At 74.3% G+C, this 16932-nt stretch carries 20 protein-coding genes; 7 read left to right on the plus strand and 13 right to left on the minus strand.

Features of this window, described 5'->3' with window-relative positions; genetic code table 11:
• Window positions 1–18: 18 nt before the first annotated feature.
• Window positions 19–507, plus strand: coding sequence for a hypothetical protein (locus ABGB16_RS17675; RefSeq protein WP_347669172.1), 489 nt, complete (start codon window positions 19–21; stop codon window positions 505–507).
• Window positions 508–720: 213 nt separating this feature from the next.
• Here ABGB16_RS17675 and ABGB16_RS17680 read toward each other — a convergent pair whose 3' ends face one another.
• Entirely contained in the window at window positions 721–1233 is a 513-nt protein-coding gene (locus ABGB16_RS17680) for an HIT domain-containing protein (RefSeq protein WP_347669226.1), read from the minus strand.
• A gap of 186 nt (window positions 1234–1419) precedes the next feature.
• Between ABGB16_RS17680 and ABGB16_RS17685 the strand changes: the two genes are divergently transcribed.
• Window positions 1420–2154, plus strand: coding sequence for a D-Ala-D-Ala carboxypeptidase family metallohydrolase (locus ABGB16_RS17685; protein WP_347669173.1), 735 nt, complete (start codon window positions 1420–1422; stop codon window positions 2152–2154).
• Between the two features lie 53 nt (window positions 2155–2207).
• On the opposite strand, the gene thrS is transcribed toward ABGB16_RS17685, so the two are convergent.
• Window positions 2208–4211: a threonine--tRNA ligase gene (thrS, locus tag ABGB16_RS17690; protein ID WP_347669174.1), complete on the minus strand. Its 2004-nt coding sequence runs from the start codon at window positions 4209–4211 to the stop codon at window positions 2208–2210.
• Between the two features lie 181 nt (window positions 4212–4392).
• Here thrS and ABGB16_RS17695 point away from each other — a divergent pair, with 181 nt between their 5' ends.
• Window positions 4393–4617, plus strand: coding sequence for a hypothetical protein (locus ABGB16_RS17695; protein ID WP_347669175.1), 225 nt, complete (start codon window positions 4393–4395; stop codon window positions 4615–4617).
• A 145-nt stretch (window positions 4618–4762) separates the two neighbouring features.
• Here the strand turns inward: ABGB16_RS17695 and ABGB16_RS17700 are convergent, their stop codons facing one another.
• On the minus strand, window positions 4763–5683 hold the full coding sequence (locus ABGB16_RS17700; RefSeq protein WP_347669176.1) for an ADP-ribosylglycohydrolase family protein: 921 nt from the start codon (window positions 5681–5683) through the stop codon (window positions 4763–4765).
• 73 nt (window positions 5684–5756) lie between these two features.
• On the opposite strand from ABGB16_RS17700, the gene ABGB16_RS17705 reads away from it, so the two are divergent.
• Window positions 5757–6446 (plus strand): response regulator transcription factor, encoded by a 690-nt coding sequence (locus ABGB16_RS17705; RefSeq protein ID WP_347669177.1) that lies wholly within the window; start codon window positions 5757–5759, stop codon window positions 6444–6446.
• 29 nt (window positions 6447–6475) lie between these two features.
• Window positions 6476–7879 (plus strand): HAMP domain-containing sensor histidine kinase, encoded by a 1404-nt coding sequence (locus ABGB16_RS17710; protein WP_347669178.1) that lies wholly within the window; start codon window positions 6476–6478, stop codon window positions 7877–7879.
• 241 nt (window positions 7880–8120) lie between these two features.
• Here the strand turns inward: ABGB16_RS17710 and ABGB16_RS17715 are convergent, their stop codons facing one another.
• Both ABGB16_RS17715 and ABGB16_RS17720 read right to left on the minus strand, forming a co-directional pair.
• Window positions 8121–9143, minus strand: coding sequence for an adenosine deaminase (locus ABGB16_RS17715; RefSeq protein ID WP_347669179.1), 1023 nt, complete (start codon window positions 9141–9143; stop codon window positions 8121–8123).
• Entirely contained in the window at window positions 9140–9934 is a 795-nt protein-coding gene (locus tag ABGB16_RS17720) for a trans-aconitate 2-methyltransferase (RefSeq protein WP_347669180.1), read from the minus strand. The genes ABGB16_RS17715 and ABGB16_RS17720 overlap by 4 nt, the downstream gene beginning before the upstream one ends.
• 238 nt (window positions 9935–10172) lie before the next feature.
• Here ABGB16_RS17720 and ABGB16_RS17725 point away from each other — a divergent pair, with 238 nt between their 5' ends.
• On the plus strand, window positions 10173–10370 hold the full coding sequence (locus ABGB16_RS17725) for a hypothetical protein (protein ID WP_347669181.1): 198 nt from the start codon (window positions 10173–10175) through the stop codon (window positions 10368–10370).
• A gap of 254 nt (window positions 10371–10624) precedes the next feature.
• On the opposite strand, the gene ABGB16_RS17730 is transcribed toward ABGB16_RS17725, so the two are convergent.
• The 7 genes from ABGB16_RS17730 to ABGB16_RS17760 all read right to left on the minus strand — a co-directional run bounded on the left by ABGB16_RS17730 (window position 10625) and on the right by ABGB16_RS17760 (window position 14971).
• Window positions 10625–10828: a cold-shock protein gene (locus ABGB16_RS17730; RefSeq protein WP_011905669.1), complete on the minus strand. Its 204-nt coding sequence runs from the start codon at window positions 10826–10828 to the stop codon at window positions 10625–10627.
• A 328-nt stretch (window positions 10829–11156) separates the two neighbouring features.
• The gene (locus ABGB16_RS17735; RefSeq protein ID WP_347669182.1) at window positions 11157–11429 is read right to left on the minus strand and encodes a DUF4235 domain-containing protein; all 273 of its coding nucleotides are present in this window, start codon (window positions 11427–11429) and stop codon (window positions 11157–11159) included.
• Window positions 11426–11767 (minus strand): DUF3618 domain-containing protein, encoded by a 342-nt coding sequence (locus ABGB16_RS17740; RefSeq protein ID WP_347669183.1) that lies wholly within the window; start codon window positions 11765–11767, stop codon window positions 11426–11428. The genes ABGB16_RS17735 and ABGB16_RS17740 overlap by 4 nt, the downstream gene beginning before the upstream one ends.
• Window positions 11764–12198: a phage holin family protein gene (locus tag ABGB16_RS17745; RefSeq protein ID WP_347669184.1), complete on the minus strand. Its 435-nt coding sequence runs from the start codon at window positions 12196–12198 to the stop codon at window positions 11764–11766. Before ABGB16_RS17745 ends, ABGB16_RS17740 begins: the two co-directional genes overlap by 4 nt.
• A 252-nt stretch (window positions 12199–12450) precedes the next feature.
• Window positions 12451–13647, minus strand: a complete 1197-nt coding sequence (locus ABGB16_RS17750; protein WP_347669185.1) for a mechanosensitive ion channel family protein — start codon at window positions 13645–13647, stop codon at window positions 12451–12453.
• 79 nt (window positions 13648–13726) lie between these two features.
• Window positions 13727–14545, minus strand: coding sequence for a DUF1206 domain-containing protein (locus ABGB16_RS17755; protein ID WP_347669186.1), 819 nt, complete (start codon window positions 14543–14545; stop codon window positions 13727–13729).
• Between the two features lie 60 nt (window positions 14546–14605).
• Entirely contained in the window at window positions 14606–14971 is a 366-nt protein-coding gene (locus tag ABGB16_RS17760) for a hypothetical protein (protein ID WP_347669187.1), read from the minus strand.
• 154 nt (window positions 14972–15125) lie between these two features.
• Here ABGB16_RS17760 and ABGB16_RS17765 point away from each other — a divergent pair, with 154 nt between their 5' ends.
• Window positions 15126–15410 carry a GNAT family N-acetyltransferase gene (locus tag ABGB16_RS17765; protein ID WP_347669188.1) on the plus strand — a complete coding sequence of 95 codons (285 nt, stop codon included), beginning with the start codon at window positions 15126–15128 and terminating at the stop codon, window positions 15408–15410.
• On the opposite strand, the gene ABGB16_RS17770 is transcribed toward ABGB16_RS17765, so the two are convergent.
• Window positions 15397–16902: a glycoside hydrolase family 3 N-terminal domain-containing protein gene (locus tag ABGB16_RS17770; protein ID WP_347669189.1), complete on the minus strand. Its 1506-nt coding sequence runs from the start codon at window positions 16900–16902 to the stop codon at window positions 15397–15399. The genes ABGB16_RS17765 and ABGB16_RS17770 overlap by 14 nt on opposite strands.
• Window positions 16903–16932 lie beyond the last annotated feature (30 nt).

Here is a 16932-nt window from a genome sequence, read left to right on the forward strand (position 1 = left end):
GGCGGCATGATCGGCGGCATGCGACGGCTCGGGGTGGACATCGGCGGCGTCGTCATCGAGGCGGTCGACGAGGGCGCGGACACCTCCTTCTTCGGCGGAAACTACCTGCGCACGCCACAGGTGGACGGGGCCTTCGAGGCGCTGGCCACCCTGGTCGGCGAGGTGTTCGGCCCCGAGGCGTACGTGGTGTCAAAGTGCGGTGAGCGGACCGAGCGGCGTACCCGGGAGTGGCTGGCCCACCACCGTTTCCACGAGCGCACCGGGATCACGCCGGACCGCCTGCACTTCTGCCGTACCCGGCCGGAGAAGGCGCCGATCGCCCGGCGGCTGGAGCTGACCGACTTCGTCGACGACCGGCTGGAGGTACTGGGCTACCTCGGCTCGGTGCCCAACCGCTACCTGTTCCGCCCGCGCCCGCGGGAGGTGGCCGCGCACGCGCCGCACCTGGGCGCGGTGCGCCGGGTGGAGAGCTGGCCGGAGTTGGTGGCGACGATCCTCGCGCCCTGACGCCGCCCCGCTCCGGCCGGCCCCACGCGCCGGTGCGCCCGGCACACCCCGCCGATCTTGCACTTTCGGCCCTGGCAAAAGCCGCATAGCGGCCATTCGAGGGGCCGAAGGTGCAAGATCGCGCACGGGAGGAGGACGCGCGGGAGCGCGCGGGAGCGTGAGAGCGCGCGGGAGCGTGAGAGCGCGCGGGAGCGTGAGAGCGCGCGGGGGGGGTCAGCTGGGCCAGGCGCGGACGAACAGGTCGCGGGTGTCGGCGAGCAGCTGCGGCAGGACCTTCGTCCGCCCGATGACGGGCATGAAGTTGGCGTCCCCGCCCCAGCGGGGCACCACGTGCTGGTGCAGGTGCGCGGCGATCCCGGCGCCGGCCACGCCGCCCTGGTTCATCCCGAGGTTGAACCCGTGCGCGTTGCTGACCTTGCGCACCACCCGCATCGCGGTCTGGGTGAACACGGCCAGCTCGGCGGTCTCCGGCTCGTCCAGGTCGGTGTAGTCGGCGACGTGCCGGTACGGGCAGACCAGCAGGTGACCCGGGTTGTACGGGTAGAGGTTCAGCACCGCGAAGACGTGCCGCCCCCGCGCCACGACCAGGCTCTCCTTTGGCGCCAACTGCGGCGCGCGGCAGAACGGGCAGCCGGTCGGCTTCTCGTAGCCCTCCGCGGGGCGGTCCTCGCCGGAGATGTACGTCATCCGGTGCGGTGTCCAGAGCCGCTCCAGGCCGTCGGCCATCCCGCCACCGTCCGCGTGCCGCTCCGCCCCAGTCACAGACGCGATCCTACGGACCGTCCCGCCGTCCTGCGAGCGTCGCTTGTCGCTGCAAATTTCCGCCACTCGTTGCGCAACTTATTGACGAATCCACGCCCAGCCATGAAACTCCCAGACATTGAAACACTTGCATTCAATGATGGAGGACCCGTGATTCGACGAATCGGCAAGATCCTCGCGGCCCTCGCGCTGACCGCCGCCAGCACGGTGATCGGCGTCACCGCCACCGCCGGGGCCGCCCACGCCGACGGCTGCTACACCTGGGGACGCACCCTGTCGGAGGGGATGTCCGGAGAAGACGTCCGCCAGCTCCAGATCCGCGTCTCCGGCTACCCCGGCTACGCCTCGCGGATCGCCCTCGACGGCGCGTTCGGCCCGGCGACCCGGTCCGCAGTGATCCGCTTCCAGCAGGCGTACGGCCTGGCCGCCGACGGCGTCGCGGGGCCGAACACGTTCAACCAGCTCTACGCCCTCCAGGACGACGACTGCACCCCGGTCAACTTCAGCTACGCCGAGTGGAACCGGTGCAACAGCGACTGGTCGGGCGGCGCGGTCTCGGCGAGCACCGCGAAGTTCAACGCGCTGGTCTCGATGTGGAAGCTCCAGGCCATGCGGAGGGCCCTCGGCAGCGTTCCGCTCTACATCAGCAGCGGGTTCCGCAGCTACGCCTGCAACAGCGCGGTCGGCGGGGCGGCCGGCAGCCGGCACCTCTACGGCGACGGGGTGGACCTGACCGGTTCGCCCACGCTCTGCCGGATGGCCCAGCAGGCCCGTTACCACGGCTTCACCAACATCCTCGGCCCCGGCTACCCGGGCCACAACGACCACACCCACCTGGGCAACTCGGCCAGCCAGTCCTGGTCGGCCCCGAACTGCGGGATCTGATTGCCGGACGACGAAGGCCCCCGCCGCGGCGGGGGCCTTCCCTGCGTCCCGACTCAGGCGGCCGACGGGCCGGAGTTGCTGCGCGAGTTGATCACGTCGAGGACGTGGGCGACCGCCTCGCCGACTGGCACCCCGTTGCGCTGGGAGCCGTCCCGGTAGCGGAAGGAGACCGTGCCGGCGGCCACGTCGTCGTCGCCGGCGATCACCATGAACGGGATCTTCTGCTGCTGGGCGGTGCGGATCTTCTTCTGCATCCGCTCGTCGCCCGCGTCGACCTGGGCCCGGACGCCCTCGGCGCGCAGCGCCGCCACGAACCCGCGCAGGTAGTCGGTGTGGTCCTCGCGGATCGGGATGCCGACCACCTGCACCGGAGCCAGCCAGGCCGGGAACGCGCCCGCGTAGTGCTCGGTGAGCACGCCGAAGAACCGCTCGATCGAACCGAACAGCGCCCGGTGGATCATGACCGGCCGCTGCCGGCTACCGTCGGCGGCCTGGTACTCCAGCCCGAACCGCTCCGGCTGGTTGAAGTCGACCTGGATCGTCGACATCTGCCAGGTCCGGCCGATCGCGTCCCGGGCCTGCACCGAGATCTTCGGGCCGTAGAAGGCCGCCCCGCCCGGGTCGGGCACCAGGTCCAGCCCGGACTCCTCGGCCGCGGTGCGCAGCGCCTCGGTCGCCTCGGCCCAGTCGGCGTCGCTGCCGATGAACTTCGGCGAGTCGTCGCGGGTCGACAGCTCCAGGTAGAAGTCGTCCAGGCCGTAGTCGCGCAGCAGGTCCAGCACGAAGGTGAGCAGGGTCGACAGCTCGCCCGCCATCTGCTCCCGGGTGCAGTAGATGTGCGAGTCGTCCTGGGTCAACCCGCGCACCCGGGTCAGGCCGTGCACCACGCCGGACTTCTCGTACCGGTAGACCGTGCCGAACTCGAACAGCCGCAGCGGCAGCTCCCGGTAGGACCGCCCGCGCGCCCTGAAGATCAGGTTGTGCATCGGGCAGTTCATCGCCTTGAGGTAGTAGTCCGCCCCCTCGAACTGCATCGGGGGGAACATCGTGTCGGCGTAGTAGGGCAGGTGGCCGGAGGTCTCGAACAGCTGCGCCTTGGTGATGTGCGGGGTGTTGACGAACTCGTACCCCGCCGCCTCGTGCCGGCGGCGCGAGTAGTTCTCCAGCTCCCGGCGGATGATGCCGCCCTTCGGGTGGAAGACCGCGAGGCCGGAGCCGACCTCGTCGGGGAAGCTGAACAGGTCCAGGTCCGCGCCGAGCTTGCGGTGGTCGCGCCGGGCGGCCTCCTCCAACAGCTTCAGGTACGCCTTCAGCTCGTCCCGCGTCGGCCAGGCCGTGCCGTACACCCGCTGGAGCTGCGGGTTCTTCTCCGACCCCCGCCAGTACGCGGCGGCCGAGCGCATCAGCTTGAACGCGCCGATCAGTCGGGTGTTCGGCAGGTGCGGGCCCCGGCACAGGTCCGACCAGCAGACCTTGTCCTCGCTCGAGGCGAGGTTGTCGTAGATGGTCAGCTCGCCCCCGCCGACCTCCATCACCTGCGAGGAGTCCAGCCCCTCGCCCTTGACCTCGATCAGCTCCAGCTTGAACGGCTCGTTGGCCAGCTCGCCCCGGGCCTCGTCCAGGCTGTTGAACCGTCGCCGCCGGAACCGCTGCCCCGACTTGACGATCTCCTGCATCCGCTTCTCGAGCTTGGCCAGGTCGTCGGGCTGGAACGGCTTGTCGACGGCGAAGTCGTAGTAGAAACCGTTCTCGATGGGCGGGCCGATGCCGAGCTTCGCCTCGGGGAAGACGTCCTGCACCGCCTGGGCCAGCACGTGCGCGGTCGAGTGGCGCAGCACGTTCAGCCCGTCCGGGGTGTCGATGCCGACGGGCTCGACCGTGGTGTCCTCGGCCGGCGTCCAGTCCAGGTCGCGGAGCTGACCCTGCGGGTCGCGGACCACGACGACCGCCTTCGGGCCACTGGTGGGCAGCCCGGCCGCGGCCACCGCGTCGGCCGCCGTCGTCCCGGCGGCGACGACGACGGGGTCGGCCACGACGGGGGTACGGGGTGCGGACACGGTGACTCCTCCAGCAGACGACGGACGCGGCCGAGCGACCGCCCTGCTGATGCTATAGGGCGGGGCAGGGCGACTTCTTGTCGCATTCGGTAGAGGAAGGACACGTCGTCGGTACGCGCCGCCGCGCCGGGCGACGCGGCGGCGCGTACCGTGCGCCGGTGCGCAGGGTGCTGGTGAGCGGATGTCTGGGCGGCCGGCCGGTCCGGTTCGACGCGAGCGGGGCGGCACCAGCCGGGTGCACGACGGGTCGTTCACCGGCCGCACCGTCCCCGGGCGCGGACTGGCCGCGGAACTGCTGGTCCGCGCCGGCATCCCCGTGTTCCACCAGGGCCAACTCCCGCAGGCCGCCGCCCTGCTCGACCGGCTCGACCGGCTCGACCGGCTCGACCGGCAACCGTCCGGCTGAGCGCGGCCGGGGCCCGGCCCTTGATCGACTCCATGTCGGCGACATGGCGCCATCCGACCCGCGTGCACCCCGCCATGGCGCCGACATGGGCGTGATCCGGCCCCGCGCCCCGCGCCCCGGCCCCGCGCCCCGGCAAAGCGGGCGGTCAGCCGGCCCAGTCGGGCAGCGGCTCCCGGGCGGCTAGCCAGTCGGCGGGCACCCCGCCGGGCGTGCCGACGCCGGTGCGGGCGGCGACGATCGCCCCCACGATGGCGGCGGTGGTGTCCACGTCCCCGCCCGCCGCCACGCAGGCGCGGATCGCCGCCGGGTAGTCGTCGAGGTGGGTGGCGGCCACCCAGAGCGTGAACGGGACCGTGTCCTGCGCGGTGACCCGGGAGCCGGTGCCGAGCGCGTCGGCGGCCACCGCCGCCGGGTGGCCCAGCAGGGCGGCGGCCCGGCGTACCCCCCGGTGCACCTCGCCGCTGGGGTCGAGGGCGGCGGCCACCGCGGCGAGCAGGCGCGACGGCGACGGGTGGTCCCCGTCGAGGCGGGCGCGCGCGGCCAGGGCGGCGGCCACCGCCACCGCCACCGCCCCGGCGATCCCCTCGGGGTGGGCGTGGGTGACCTCGGCGGAAGCCCGGGCCTGGGCCGCCGCGCGCCGGGTGGAGTCGGCGAACCAGGCCCCGAGCGGGCCGACCCGCATCGCCGCCCCGTTGCCGCACGAGCCCTGCCCGTCGAACGCGGACACGGCGGCGGCCGGCCACGGGGTGCCCGTTCGAATCAGCCGCAGGATGGTCACGGCACCGGGGCCGTAGCCCCGGTAGGGCTCGCAGCGCTCGGCGAAGGCGAGCGCCAGCCGGTCCCGGTCGATCGTTCCGGCTGCGGCCAACTCGACCACCACCGAGCACGCCATCTCGGTGTCGTCGGTCCACTGCCAGGGCGGCGGCGGCAGCCGGCCGGCCGCGAGGTCGGCGGGCGCCCGCCCCGGGACGAAGAACTGGGAGCCCAGGGCGTCGCCGACGGAGAGGCCGGCGAGACTGTCCCGGGCGAGCGCCAGGCGGGTGTCCGCGAAGAGCGTGAACGACATGGTCGTACCAGCTTGCCCGGTTCGCCCGTACGCCGCAACGCGATCAACTTGCCACGCCGAGTACCGTGCTGACGTGGCCACCGTGCTCCTGGTCGAAGACGATCACGTCGTACGCGGCGCGATGCTGCGGTCCCTCGCCGACCGGGGGCACGCCGTGCACGCCGTGGGCACGGCGCTGGACGCGCTGCGCCGGGTGGCCGCGGAGACCCCCGATCTGGTGGTGCTGGACCTGGGCCTGCCCGACCTGGACGGCTCCGACGCGCTGCGCATGCTGCGCGGCATCACCGACATCCCGATCATCATCGCCACGGCCCGTGACGACGAGCAGTCGGTGGTCCGGCTGCTGCGGGCGGGCGCGGACGACTACATGGTCAAGCCGTTCACCGGCGCGCACCTGGACGCCCGGATCACCACGGTGCTGCGCCGGGTGGGCCGGGCCAGCCGGACGGTGCAGCCGGCCGTGCACACCGTCAGCGGCCTGCGGGTCGACGTCGGCGAGCGCAGCGCGACGCTGGACGGGGTGCCGCTCGCGCTGACCCGGAAGGAATTCGACCTGCTGGCGTATCTCGCCGCGCGACCCGGGCGGGTAGTGTCCCGCCGGGAACTCTTGGAGGAGGTATGGCGGCAGCCGTCGGTCGGCGAGGACCAGACCATCGACGTTCACCTGTACTGGCTGCGCCGCAAGATGGGCGAGTCCGCGGCGAGGCCGCGCTACCTGCGCACCGTGCGGGGGGTGGGATTCCGGTTGGTGGCCCCGGACTGAGGGCGACGCTGGCCTGGCTCACCGCCGGCGTGTGCGCCCTCGCCGCGGCGGCCTTCCTCGTCCCGCTCGGGATCACCCTGGGCGACGGCTCCCGGGATGCCGCCCTCGCCGACGCCGCCCGACGCGCCGCGCTGGTCACCGGGGCGCTCGCGGTGAGCACCGAGCCGGCCGCCGTACGGCGCGCGGTGGAGGCCAGCGGCGACGACCCGGCCACCCGGGCGGTGGTGCACGGCCTGGGCGGGGACGCCCCGGCCGGGCGGGCCGACGCGGCGGCGCTGGCCCGGGCCGCCGCCGAGCGCCGGTCCGTGGTCACCGACACCCCCGGCGGAGTGCTGCGGCTCGACCCGGTGGTGCTCGGGGACACGGTGGCCGTGGTCGAGGTGTTCGTCCCGGACTCCGCGCTCGACGCCGGGGCGGGCAGCCGCTGGCCGCTGCTGGGCGCGGTGGCGGCGGCGCTGGTCGGGGCCGCCGTGCTGGTGGTGGACCGGGTGGCCGCGCGGACCGTCGACTCGGCCCGGGGCCTGGTGCGCGCCGCGGCCGCCGTGGGCGAGGGCGACCTCGGGGTACGCGTGGAGCCCAGCGGCCCGCGCGAGCTGGCCGAGGCCGGTCACGCGTTCAACCGGATGGCGCAGCGGCTGGTGGCGGCCCGCACGGACGAGCGGGAACTCGTCGCCGACCTGTCGCACCGGCTGCGTACCCCGCTGACCGTGCTGCGCCTGGACGCCGAGGGGCTGGACTCCGACGACACCAGCGTGGGCTCGTTCAGCGAGGCGGAGCTGGACCGGCGGCGGACGATCCGGCGCATCCGGCAGGCGATCGTCACCCTGGAGGGCGAGATCGACGTGCTGATCAAGACGACCCGCAAGGCGGTCGCGCACGAGACCGGGCCGGCGACGTGCGACGTCAGCGAGGTGGTCCGCGACCGGATGGTGTTCTGGGCGGCCCTCGCCGGCGACCAGCACCGGCCGCACCGGGTGATCGGTGCGCAGCTGCGCACCCCGGCGCCGGTGCCCCGGGCAGAGTTGGCCGCCGCGCTCGACGCGGTGATCGGCAACGTGTTCCGCTACACCCCCCAGGGCACCGCGTTCGAGGTCGCGGTCTCCCGGCGGGACGGGTACGTGGCGATCCGGGTCGACGACGCGGGGCCGGGCATCGCCAACCCGGACCGGGCGCTGCGCCGCGGCGCCAGCGACCAGGGGTCGACGGGGCTGGGCCTGGACATCGCCAAGCGCGTGGCGGTGCAGGCCAGCGGGTCGGTGAGCATCGACCGGGCCCAGCTCGGTGGCGCCAGCGTGGTGATGCTGCTGGCCGACCCGGACGCTGCCCCGCGGCAGGTCAACCGGTTCGGCCTGGTCGGCCGGATGGCCCGGGAGGCGCGCGAGCAGAAGACCACGGGCCGCCGCTGGCCCCGGCAGCGTCCCGCCGGGGACTGACCGGCCCACGGCGCCGGGCCGGGGCCCGCCCCGGCGGTCGCGCGGTTGTGCGCAGACGCAAGTCTTCCTTAGGTCTGCATTAACCACCGCCTCGTGCCGGGGCCGGGCTGGCAGGATCCGGTGCAGAACCATCAGCACCACCGGCCACTGCCCCGGGCCCTCCCCCTGGCCGGTGGAGCCGTGCGCGCGGCGGGAGCCCGATCCCCCCACAATCGTCTCCCGCCGCGCGCGCCGCCTCCGTTCAGCCTGCCGCCGCCAGGTACGCGTCGATCTCGGCGGCGATCCGCTCCTGCTCCGCCGGCTCCAGGAACGACGCGGTCACCGCGTCCCGGGCCAGCGCCGCCACCCCGTCCGGGCCGCGGTCGAGCAGCCGGGCGGCCACCGCGTACTCGTCGTTGAGGGTGGTGCCGAACATCGGCGGGTCGTCGGAGTTGACGGTGACCAGCACGCCCGCCTCGACGAGGCGGGGCAGCGGGTGCTCGTCGAGCGAGGCGACCGCCCGGGTGCGCACGTTGGAGGTGGGGCAGACCTCCAGGGCGATCCGCCGCTCGGCGAGGTAGGCGAGCAGCTCCGGATCGGCGGCGGCGGAGATGCCGTGGCCGATCCGCTCCGCGCCGAGGTCGCGCAGCGCGTCCCAGACGGTCTGCGGGCCGGTGGTCTCGCCGGCGTGCGGCGCCGAGCGCAGCCCGGCCGCCCGGGCCCGGTCGAAGTACGGCTTGAACTGCGGCCGGGGCACGCCGATCTCGGGGCCGCCGAGGCCGAAGCTGACCAGCCCGTCGGGGCGGTCCTCCAGGCAGATCCGCAGCGTCTCCTCGGCGGCCGGCAGCCCTGCCTCGCCGGGGATGTCGAAGCACCAGCGCAGGGCGATGCCGAAGTCGGCCTCGGCGCGCTTGCGGGCGTCCTCGATGGCCTCGCAGAACGCCGGGGACGGGATGCCGCGGTGCACGTGCGAGTACGGCGTGACGGTCAGCTCGGCGTACCGGACCTGCTGGCGGGCCAGCTCGCGGGCCACCTCGTGGGTGAGGATCCAGACGTCCTCCGGGTCGCGGATCAGGTCCACGACGCTCAGGTAGACCTCGATGAAGTGGGCGAAGTCGCGGAAGGCGAAGTAGTCGGCGAGCTTGTCCGGGTCCGCCGGCACCGGGCTGCGCCCCTCGTGCCGGGCGGCCAGCTCGGCCACGATCCGGGGCGAGGCGGAGCCGACGTGGTGCACGTGCAGCTCCACCTTGGGCAGTCCGGCGATGAAGGTGGACAGGTCGGTCACGAGTTCTCCTCTGCGCGGGCGCCCGTGCGGGCGACGACGAAGACCCGCCGGAACGGGAAGTACACCCGACCGCCCCGGACCGGGTACGCCGCGGCGAGGCGTACGCCCAACTCGGCGCGGAAGTCGGCCCAGCGCGCCCGGTCGAGGGCGGCCCGGACGGGGCGCAGCGCGGTGCCCTCCATCCAGGACAGCACCGGGTGGTCCGCGTCGGCGGGGGCCGGCAGCAGGTGCACGTACGTAGTCTCCCAGGCGTCGACCGCGCAGCCGGCACCGGCCAGCAGCGCGGCGTAGCCGACCGCGTCGTCGACCGGGGCCTCGCGCAGCAGCGGCGTCAGCTCGGCAGCCCACGGGCCGTCCCCGGCCACCTCGCGCAGGGCCCGGTGCGAGGGGGCGGCGAAGTTCCCCGGCACCTGGACGGCCAGGCACGCGCCGGCGGGCAGCTCGGCGGCCCACCGGGTCAGCAGCTCCCGGTGGCCCGGCACCCACTGCAGCACCGCGTTGCTGACCAGCACGTCGACGTCCGGCGCGGGCCGCCAGTCGCGGACGTCGCCGACGGCGAACCGGACCGGGGCGCCCAGGGCGGCGGCCCGCTCGACCATCTCCGGTGAGGAGTCGAGCCCGGCGATCCGGCTGGCCGGCCAGCGCGCGGCGAGGGTCGCGGTCAGGGTGCCCGGCCCGCAGCCGAGGTCCACCACCGCCCGGGGTCGCTCGACCGGGATCCGCGCCACCAGGTCGTGGAAGGGCCGCGACCGTTCGTCGCCGTAGCGCAGGTACGTCGCCGGGTCCCACATGGTCAACCTCCAAGCCACCACGGCGGGCGCCGCAGAAAACCGTACGTTCGTCTTGCAACACCGTACGGCCGACGGCCGCGCCGGACAAGCGGGTCACTAGGCTTCCGGGCATGGAGCGGCGCGACCAGCCCCGGCATCCGGCGGCGACCCCGCCGGCGACGGTGCTCGCGCGCCCGGGCGACGCGGCGCATGCTGGACCGGGCGGCCGGGCCCGGGCCGCGGGCGCAGGAGGAACACGATGAAGGAATGGCTCCCGCTCACCCTCGGCCTGCTCGCCGTGGTCGTCGGCGCCGTCTGGACGGTGCAGGGTCTGGGCTACGTGGCCGGCAGCCTGATGACCGACCACCGGATCTGGGTCCTCATCGGCCCGTTGGTGATCCTGGTCGGACTGGTCGCCATCTGGCGCGGCCTACGCGCCCGGCGCCACCGTTCCTGACCACCTGCCGGCGATCGGCGATCCGGCGGCGACCGACGATCCGGCGACGGACCCGCCCGGCCGGCGCGGGCCGCATCGCCCGGCCCGGCGCGGGCCGACCCGGACGGCCGCCGGCTGGCCGATCCGCACGGCCGGCACCGGCCGCCGGCGCCGTGTCGCGAAATGCGGAAAGCCCCGCATCCCGGAGGGACGCGGGGCTTCACTTCGATCCGGATGGATCGCCCCCTCGGCCGACGCCGCCGGCCGGGACTGGCTCAGAGCGGGCGAACCTGCTCAGCCTGCGGGCCCTTCTGACCCTGGGCGATCTCGAACTCCACCCGCTGGTTCTCCTCCAGCGTGCGGTAGCCGCTGGTCTGGATGGCCGAGAAGTGGACGAACACGTCAGCACCCCCGCCGTCGACGGTGATGAAGCCGAAGCCCTTGTCTGCGTTGAACCACTTCACGGTTCCCTGCGCCATGTGTATCTCCTTCTAAAACTGGCGGCCGAGCACGCCGTGCGGCCGATTGGCCGTTTTCGAGCAGCGGCGCCTGAGGCGGCCCCCTCGTGAAGGAGACTTCTCTCAACCCACGCCATCTCTCAACAGCGTGGAACAGCAAACCACGTAGCGAAAACTCTGCACAGCCTACCTGACGAAATTCTCCGACATGTGACCTGACGGACGCCGGAATTCCGCTGGGTGGGCCGATCCCACCATGCGAAAGGCCCTTACCCGGCCGTAGCCGATCAGGGCCCCACACGCGAATTTCCGCGGGTCGGCCGGCCAGGGCCGACAGCTTCCCGCCGGGTCAGTCGGGCCAGCGGCCGGTCAGCTTCCGGACACCGACGGCTCCGCCCCGGTCCACGGCCGCCCGCACCACCGCGAAGATGGCGCCCTGCAGCGCCGCGGCGGCCAGGATCTCGCCCCAGCCACGGTCCTCGTCGGTCGCGCTCGGCGCCTCGCCGTCCCCGGCGGTCACCTTCCACACCTGCCGGAAGATCACGCCCGCCACGGCGCCGGCGGCCAGCCCGAGCACCACCCCGACCGGCTTGTACGCGACCTTGCCGATGGCCTTGCTCACCTGCGCCTCCCCCGGACGACCAACAGCACGATCATGGTAGCCACCGCGCCGGCCGCGAGTGCCGCCCACGGCGCGGACCCGCCCCACAGGTTCGCCTTCCCGTGGCGCGCCTGGGCGCGGACGGACTCGGCCCGCTGCGCCGCCTGACCGCGCACCCGGGCCAGGGTCTGCGCCGCCTGCCCCCGCATCCGCGCCTTCGCCTGCTCCGTCGAACTCCGCAACCGGGCCTTGACGTCGGCCTTGGCGGCCAGCGCCTCCATCGTCTCGCCCAACTCCACGCGGGTCCGTCGGATCTCCTCCCGCAACGCCTCGGTGTCCCCGGTCCCGTTGCCTGTCATACCCGTCCCCTGTCCTTCACCGCGGCGGTGACGGTGTCCACGTCCGCCCGGACGCTGCGTACCGTCGCCGTCGGGACCGGCGGGACAGCCTGGCTGACCTGCTTCTTGCCGACCAGGGCGAGGATCCCGGCGACGGCGAAGAGCAGCACCGCCACGACCAGCGCGGCCGCCCAGCCCGGGATGACCAGCGCCAGCAGCAGGATCGCAGCCGCGACCAGCGCGCCCAGCCCGTACACGGCGAGCCCTCCGGCGCCGCCGAACAGGCCGATCCCGATGCCGGCCCGCTTGCCCTTCTGGGTCAACTCCGCCCGGGCCAGCGCCAACTCGTCCCGGACGAGACGGGAGATCTGCTCCGTGGCCCGCTGCACGAGTTCGGCGGTGGACGGCTCGCTCCCGTTCCGTGACGTGCGGTGGTTCACGACGTCAGCCATGCTGTCCTCCTTTCGTCATCACCGCGCTGTATGCCCGGAGTTCCCGCCCGCCAATCCTGCGCGGGAGCGGCCAGCCGCACTGGCCGCGCCGCGCAGCAGTCCCCCGGAAACCGCCCGTCAAACCCCCTGCCGGCCACACTCACCCGCCAGGTGCAACGCACCGGCCCCGCCGGAGGTCACGTGCCCCGCCCGCGCCGACGGCCCCCGTCGCCGCCCACGCGGGGCGGCGGCGGGGGCCGCGGGGCCGCGTCCTCAGCGGCGCGCCTCGACGGGCTCCTCCGGGCCGACGAACGCCTCGCTGCGCGCGTCGCCGTCCTCGCTGCCGCCGAAGAGCCGGGCGTCGTCGGGCACGTCGGCCTCGGGCAGCCGACGCGCCGGCCGGCGGGGCGCCACCGACTGCCAGGGCAGGGCGCCCGCGGCGTCGCCGACCTCGGCGCGCATCCGGGGCAGGGCGGTGGGCCGGTGGTCCCGCACCCAGCCGACGAGGTGCTCCCGCACCAGGCAGCGCAGGTCCCACAGGCTGCCCGCGTCCGCCGCGCTGACCAGCGCGCGGACCTTGACCAGGCCGCCGGTCGCGTCGGTCACCTGGAGCACGCAGACCCGCCCGTCCCACAGGTCGCTGCCCTCCACCAGCCGGCGCAACTCCTCCCGCATGGCCTGCACGTCGACCGACCAGTCGACGTCGAACTCGGCCGTGCCCAGCACCGCCGCCTCCGTCCGCGTCCAGTTCTGGAACGGCGTGCTGGTGAAGTACGAGGTGGGCAGGATCAACCGCCGGTCGTCCCAGATCTGGACCACCACGTAGCTGAGCGTCAGCTCCTCGATCCGGCCCCACTCCCCCTCGACGACCACCACGTCGTCGAGGCGCACCGCGTCGCTGAAGGCGAGCTGGAGGCCGGCGAGGACGTTGCCGAGCAGGCTCTGCGCGGCCAGCGCCGCCACCACACCGACGACGCCGGCGGAGGTCAGCACGCCGGCCCCCACGCCACGGACGCTGGGAAAGGTCATCAGCATCACGCCGACCGTCAGCACCACGGTCACCGCGATGGTCAGCCGGCGCAGCAGCACCACCTGGGTGCGTACGCGGCGGGCGTGCCGGTTGTCCGGCACGTCGACCCGGAACCGGGCCAGCGCCACGTCCTCGACCACCACCAGCAGCGAGGCGACCAGCCAGGCGACGGCCGTGATGACGGCGAGCACCAGCGCGTGCAACGCCACCTGCCGCCACCGGGCGTCGGCCGCGTAGCCGGTGCCGAGTCGGACGGCGAACTGCACGGCGAGGACGGTCGCCGCCACCTGGAACGGGCGGTGGGCGTGCTCGGCCAGCTCGGTCATCAGCAGCGATCGCCGCCCGAGCCGCCCGGTCAGCCGGTGCGCCACCGCGACGCAGAAAAGCGCGATCGCCGCCGCGGCGAGCGCGGCGACGACCGTGGTGAAGTAGTTGTGCAAGGTTTCTGTCCCCCTCCAGCCGGGCACGTCGTCGCGGGCAAAAGCCCAATGATGCCCGTCTCAACCCGATACGACCAGGTCAGACCCTGCGGTAGCGGGACTGGAGGAAACAGTAGACGCCGAAGGCGGCGATGCCGAGGGCGACGAGGGTGAGCAGCAGCGGGCCGTAGGACTGCTGCTGCAACAGGCGCAGGGCGGCATCCAGGCCGCGGGCCTTCTCCGGGTCGTACGTCAGCGCCGCCACCACGACCAGCAGACCGGCGATGCCGTACGCGACGCCCTTGGCGACGTAGCCGGCCGTGCCGAGCCGCCGGGCCAGGGTGTTGGTGCGCGGGGTCATCTCCCCCGTCTTCAGGTGCCGGAGGAACTTCTTCCTCGCCCCGTAGACCACGAGCCCGACGCCGATCGCGGCGAGCACCAGCCCGGCCAGGCCGACCAGCCAGCGCCCGCCGGAGGAGGTCATGAGCCTGCCGGTCAGCGCCTCCTGCTGGTCCGCGCTGGACCCGGCGCCGGAGAAGACCTTCCAGGCGATCCAGGCGAAGTAGAGATAGACCAGCGCGCGCCCGACGGAGGCGAGCCGCTCGGCGACCCGCTCGCGGCCCTGCTCGGGCCGGTGCCCGAGGGCGGCCTCCAGCGCCTGCCACACGGCCATGGCGAGCAGGCCGACGGCGATCGCCGCGCAGAGGAACCGGCCCAGCGGCTCGTCCGCCAGGGTGCGGAGCGCCCCGGACTGGTCGCCGCTGGCGCCGGACGACCGGCCGAACGCGATCTGCAGCGCCAGCCAGGCAAAGAGAAGATGCACGACCCCGTAGCCGATGAAGCCGGCCCGGGCGAGGAGTTCCAGCCACCTGCTGTTCGCGGCCCGCGCGGCGGTGGCCTCGGCATGGGTGAGTGACATGGCGTCACAATCTCCGTTCGCGAAGATTCCCAAACGTCGCCCACCGCCGGCGGGGCGGCCTCAGTTGCTGGGGTTACGCGAGACCCGGATCTTCACCTGGTCCTCGGTGACGCTGTCCAGCGTCACCGCGAAGCCGCCGACCTCGGTGGCCTGCTGGCCCACGGTCAGCGACAGCTGCTCGCCGGCGACCTCGACGGTCACCTGGTCGCCCTGGGCACCGACGAGCTTGGCCTCGACGCCGAGGATCGTGGCGTTCGCCTCGACGCCCCGGTCGAACGTGACCGTGCAGGCGTCCAGGCCGCAGTCGGTGGAGGCGCCCTCGGAGCTGCAACCGGCGAGCAGGGCGACGCCGAGCGCCAGGCCGGCCAGCAGGCCGCCGGCGCGGCGGGTGGGGATGCGCGGGGTGGTACCGAGTCGGTTCGTCACGCGATCAAGCGTACGAGGTGAAAGGAAATGCCCCTTGAGTGCAGCTCGTCGCGGTGACCGCCGGCAGCAACGCGATCGGCACCGTGCCGGACGGGGTGGACGGGTTGCTCGCGGAACTGGGCCGGCTGGCCCCGGCCGGCGGCACAATGACAGGGTGAGCTTCCTGGTCGAGGACAACTCCGCCCGCAGGCGGTTCGAGATCCTGGTCGACGACGCGCTGGCCGGGTTCGCCGCGTACGTCCCCCGCGGCGACGTCCTCGTGTTCACCCACACCGAGGTCGACCCCCGCTTCCGGGACATGGGGGTCGGCTCCGCGCTGGTGCGGGCCGCCCTCGACCAGGTACGGGATCGGGGCGACCGGATCGTGTCGGAGTGCCCGTTCATGACGGCCTTCATCGAGCGCCACCCGGAGTACGCCGACCTCGTCACGGCCGCCTGACGGCCCCCGCGAGCAGTTCGGCGGCGGCCCGGGCGGCGGCCCGGGTGGCGCCGTGCGTGGCGACGTGCACCGCCCCGGTGACCAGGGCCGGCACCCCCAGCTCGACCACCACCGCGTCCGGCCGGGCGGCGAGGGCCCGCCGCACGGCGGCCCGCATCCAGTCGTGCCGGTGCAGGTCGCGGACGACCAGCACCAGCGGTCGCCCGGCCGCGCCCACCGCCGGGTCGGCGGGTGGGTCCGCCGCGACGCGTACGGAGGTGGTGCCGGGGAGCAGGTCCGTGAGGGGGGCGGCCACGCCCCAGGGGGTCTCCGCGCCGATCGCGATGTTGCGCGGGGGCTCGAACTCGACCACGTGCGGGGCGGCGGCCAGCGGCAGTCCCGGGGCGTACGGGCCGGCCGTCACCCGGACCGCCCGGCGGGCCGCGGCCAGCCCGACCGGGGAGCCGTCGGGGTTCCCGGCGGGACGGGTGGGGGCGCCGGCGCGGGCGGCCACCGTCCAGGCGGCGAGCTGGGCGACCCGCTTGGCCGCCTCGGCCAGCCGTTCCTCGGGCAGCTCCCCGGAGAGCACCGCGGCGACGATCGCGGCGCGCAGCTCGTCGGCGGCGTCCTCGCCGGCCCGCTCGCCACCGACGCAGATCGCGTCGGCCCCGGCGGCGAGGGCGCGGACGGCCGCACCGGCGAAGCCGTACCGGTCGGCGACCGCCCGCATCTCCACCGCGTCCGTGACCACCACGCCCTGGAAGCCCATCTCGTCGCGCAGCAGGCCGCCGAGGATGCGGGGGCTGAGGGTGGCCGGCAGCCCGGGGTCCAGCGCCGGTACGAGCAGGTGCCCGGTCATCACCGCCTGCACCCCGGCCGCCACGGCGGCCCGGAACGGCACCAGCTCGGCGGCGTGGAGCCGCTGGCGGGTGCCGCCGATGCGGGGCAGGTCGTGGTGCGAGTCGACGCGGGTGTCGCCGTGGCCGGGGAAGTGCTTGGCGCAGGCGGCCACCCCGCCGGCCTGCAGACCGGCGACCCAGGCGGCGGTGTGCCGGGCGACCAGGGCCGGGTCGGAGCCGAAGGAGCGTACGCCGATCACGGGGTTGTCCGGGTTGGAGTTGACGTCGGCGTCCGGCGCGTAGTTGAGGGTGACGCCCACGGAGGCCAGCTCCCGGCCCAGGTCGCGGGCGACCTCCGCGGTCAGCTCGGGGTCGTCGATCGCGCCGAGCGCCAGGTTGCCCGGCCGGGAGCTGCCCCGGGCGGACTCGATGCGGGTGACGTCGCCGGCCTCCTCGTCGATGCCGACGACGACGTCCGGCCGCTCGGCGCGCAGCGCGGCGGTCAGCGCGGCGACCTGGTCGAGGTCGACGATGTTGCGGGCGAACAGCACCACCGAGCCGAGCCCCTCACCGAGCCAGCGGCGGACCCACGGCGGTGGGGTGGTGCCCACGAAGCCCGGTTGCAGGACGGCGGCGGCCAGGCTCGCCAGGTTCCCCGTCGGTGCGCTGCTCATGCGGCTGCCGTACCCCCGTCTGTTTCCGTC

Origin of the sequence: Micromonospora sp. B11E3, assembly GCF_039871625.1 — a bacterium.
Classification (GTDB): Bacteria; Actinomycetota; Actinomycetes; order Mycobacteriales; family Micromonosporaceae; genus Micromonospora.